The 3,911-nt window shown below is 66.3% G+C and carries 3 protein-coding genes; all 3 read left to right on the top strand.

Features of this window, described 5'->3' with window-relative positions:
• Positions 1–1,755: ATP-dependent helicase HrpB (gene hrpB / locus EN914_RS27405; RefSeq protein WP_127389385.1), on the top strand; the 1,755-nt coding region annotated here is incomplete at its 5' end.
• A gap of 26 nt (positions 1,756–1,781) precedes the next feature.
• Complete coding sequence (locus tag EN914_RS27410) at positions 1,782–3,113, top strand: ActS/PrrB/RegB family redox-sensitive histidine kinase (RefSeq protein WP_013528073.1); 1,332 nt, start codon at positions 1,782–1,784, stop codon at positions 3,111–3,113.
• Between the two features lie 85 nt (positions 3,114–3,198).
• Complete coding sequence (locus EN914_RS27415) at positions 3,199–3,762, top strand: ActR/PrrA/RegA family redox response regulator transcription factor (RefSeq protein WP_013528072.1); 564 nt, start codon at positions 3,199–3,201, stop codon at positions 3,760–3,762.
• Positions 3,763–3,911 lie beyond the last annotated feature (149 nt).

A 3,911-nucleotide genomic window follows, 5' to 3' on the forward strand; every position in this document is an offset into this window, starting at 1 on the left:
GCTCTCGTCGGCAAGGTCGGCACCGATACCGACATCGTCCCGCTCTACGGCATGCTGGACGGCAAGGCGCAGGACGCGGCGATCAAGCCGGCAACATCGGGCCGCCGCAAGGTGGTGCTGGCCACCTCGATAGCCGAAACCTCGATCACCATCGACAGCGTGCGCGTCGTCATCGATTCCGGCCTGTCGCGGCTGCCGCGCTATGAGCCGGCCAGTGGCTTGACCCGACTGGAGACCGTGCGTGTCAGCAAGGCTTCCGCCGACCAGCGCGCCGGCCGTGCCGGGCGCACGCAGCCAGGCGTCGCCATCCGGCTGTGGCGGGCCGAGCAAACGGCTGCACTTCCTGCTTTCACGCCGCCGGAAATCCTTGAGGCCGATCTGTCCGGACTGCTGCTCGATTGTGCTGCCTTCGGCGTTGCCGATCCGTCAGCGCTCGCTTTTCTCGATCCGCCGCCTGTTCCGGCCCTCAATGAGGCAAGGGGGCTACTGCGCGCGCTGGATGCCATCGACCACACGGGGCGCCTGACGGAGGCGGGTGCAGCGATGCGCAAGCTCGCTCTGCCGGTGCGGTTGGCGCATATGGTTGCCGAGGCATCCCGGAGCGGTCATGCCTTCGAGGCGGCGATGCTTGCCGTGCTGCTTACCGAACGCGGCCTCGGCGGCGACGGCGCCGATCTGGAGCGGCGGCTGATGCGCTTTCGCGGGGAAAGATCTCCGCGCGCTATCGTCGCCAAGCAGCTCGCCGAAAGGCTGGCAAGGCAGGCTGGCGGGGCGAAGGGCAGCGAAGCTGCGGCCGCCGGTCTCCTGCTCGTGCACGCCTGGCCGGATCGGGTGGCGAAGGCGCGCGGCGAGCGCGGCCGTTTCGTGCTGGCCAACGGCTCCGGCGCCATGCTCGACGCCGCCGACCCGCTGGCGGGCGAGCCGTTTCTGGTCGTCGCCGACCTGCAGGGCAAGGCACAGAATGCGCGCATCACGGCGGCAGCGGCGATCGGCGAGGACGATGTCCGTGTCGCGTTGGCGGACAGGATCGAGGCGCGCCGTGAAACGAGCTTCGATCGGGACAAGCGCGCCGTGCGTGTGCGTGAAACCGTGCGCCTTGGCGCCATCACGCTCGCCGAGCGCATGCTGCCGCCGCCAACGGGGGCCGACGCCGACCGCGCCGTCCTCGATGCCGTGCGCCAGCACGGGCTGTCGCTGCTGACCTGGAGCAAGGAGGCGCAAACGCTGCGCCAGCGGCTTGGCTGGCTGCATCGCGGCCTGGGCGCGCCATGGCCCGATATGGCGGATGACGCCCTCGTCGAGCGCCTCGACGACTGGCTGCTGCCTTACCTCGCCGGCGCGGCATCGTTTGCCGCCATCGATGCAGGTGTTGTCTCGGCCGGACTGGCCAGCCTCGTGCCGCATGATCTGCAGCGCAGGATCGATATGCTGGCGCCAACCCATTTCGACGCTCCGTCCGGCAGCCATGTGCCTATCCGCTATGACAGCGAATGGCCGGTGCTGGCGGTTCGCGTGCAGGAACTGTTCGGGCTCGACCGGCATCCCGCCATCGCCAATGGCACTGTGCCGCTGACGCTCGAACTCCTGTCGCCGGCGCACCGGCCGATCCAGACGACGCGCGACCTGCCCGGCTTCTGGCGCGGCTCCTGGGCCGACGTGCGCGCCGACATGCGCGGCCGCTATCCCAAGCATGTCTGGCCGGAAAACCCGCTGCTCGCCGCCGCCACCGCCAGGGCCAAGCCGCGCGGGACCTAGCCTTTGGAGCTTCGCGGCTGTAATTCATGGCCATGATCAACGTTTTGCGTTCGCCCGATTTCCAGCAGAGCCAGAGACTGCGCCTCAACACGCTAATCCGGTTGCGATGGCTTGCCATTGTCGGTCAGAGCCTGGCGGTGCTCGTCGTCGCCTATGGGCTGAAGTTTCCGCTGCCGGTCAGCCTCTGCTTTGCCCTGATCGCCTGTTCGGCCTGGATGAATCTGTTTCTCGCCTTTCGCTTTCCGGCGGCGCACCGGCTCACGCCGCTTGCGGCCTTCGGCATCCTCATCTTCGACAGCCTGCAGCTTGCCGGCCTGCTCTACATGACCGGCGGCCTCACCAATCCGTTCTCGCTGCTGATGACCGTGCCTGTCGTCATTTCGGCGACATCGCTGCCCCTGCGCCTGACCGCCATCCTCGGCGGGCTGGTCATGTCGGCGGCGACCTTTCTGGTCTTTGTCCATCTGCCGCTGCCCTGGCATGAGGATGCGCCGCTGGCGATGCCTTTTCTCTATGTCGCCGGCATGTGGATGGCGGTGCTGTCCTCGATCGCCTTCACCGCCATATATGCTTTCCGGGTGGCAGCCGAAGCCCGGCTTCTGGCCAATGCGCTCGCCGCAACAGAGCTGGTGCTGCAGCGCGAGCAACACCTTTCGGCGCTCGACGGGCTGGCCGCCGCGGCCGCGCACGAGCTCGGCACGCCGCTCGCCACCATCGCGCTTGTCGCCAAGGAGATGGAAAAGGCGCTCGGCAAGGATCCGAAATATGGGGAAGACGTGACGCTGTTGCGTTCGCAGAGCGAGCGTTGCCGCGAGATTCTCAAGCGGCTGACCAGCCTGTCCTCGGAGGGTGAGGCGCATCTTTCGCGGCTGCCATTGACATCGCTGGTCGAGGAGGTCACCGCGCCGCACCGGGACTTCGGCATCTCGATCAAGCTTCGGCCCGGCGAACGCATCGGCCCCGAGCCGGTCGGGCAGCGCAATCCGGGCGTCATCTACGGCCTCGGCAACCTGGTCGAGAACGCGGTCGATTTCGCCCGCAAAAGCGTCACCGTGCGCTGGAGCTGGGACGAGGCCACCGTCACCTTCTCGATCGTCGATGACGGCCCCGGTTTTCCGGCCGAGATCATCGACCGCATCGGCGAGCCCTATATGTCGACGCGTCAGGGCAATGAAACCGGCGGTGGTCTGGGCCTCGGCCTGTTCATCGCCAAGACCCTGCTCGAACGCTCTGGTGCCGTGCTCGATTTCCGCAATTCGAGTGGCCTGGGCGAGGGCGCCATGGTCCAGATATCGTGGCCGCGTGGTGTGTTCCTCAATCCGGAAATCACTTCGGCCAGCATGTTCGACACTGCCTGAGAGCCTTGAAGGACCTCTAAAAATTGGACAAGGAGGCTCAGGAACTATATTTGCGTAAAATTAAGGCAGCAGGAATTTTGAGACTATGACAGGCGACGAGAATATTGGCGCAATGGTTGAAGGCGAGGACACCTCGCTGCTTGTCGTCGATGACGACAAGCCGTTCCTTACGCGTCTGGCCCGCGCTATGGAAGCCAGGGGCTTCGTGGTCGAGACGGCCGAGAGCGTCGAGGAGGCGGTTGCCAAGGCGCGCGCCAATCCACCCGCCTACGCCGTGGTCGACATGCGGCTCGGCGACGGCAACGGCCTCGACGTGGTCGCGGCCATCCGCGAAAAGCGCGAGGATTCCCGCACCATCATCCTGACCGGCTATGGCAACATCGCCACCGCGGTGACCGCGGTGAAGCTCGGTGCGGTCGATTATCTCTCCAAGCCCGCCGACGCCGATGATATCTTCGCCGCACTCACCCGCACCGCCGGCGAGCGCGCGGCGCCGCCGGAAAACCCGATGTCGGCCGACCGCGTCCGATGGGAGCATATCCAGCGCGTCTATGAGATGTGCGAGCGCAACGTCTCCGAGACAGCGCGCCGGCTCAACATGCACCGTCGCACCTTGCAGCGCATACTGGCAAAGCGCGCGCCGCGTTAAGGCCACCGTTTGCCATCTTGCCGATTGAAACCCGCCGAAACAGGCGGCATGACGGAGGCGACATGCAGAATCTGAAGCAGCGGCCGATTTCCGTCTTCCGCGAATTTCTCGATAGCGAAGCGGCCGGCGGCATCATCCTGATGGCGGCG

The sequence above is a fragment of the Mesorhizobium sp. M7A.F.Ca.CA.001.08.2.1 genome (assembly GCF_003998455.1).
Taxonomy (GTDB): Bacteria; Pseudomonadota; Alphaproteobacteria; order Rhizobiales; family Rhizobiaceae; genus Mesorhizobium; species Mesorhizobium ciceri.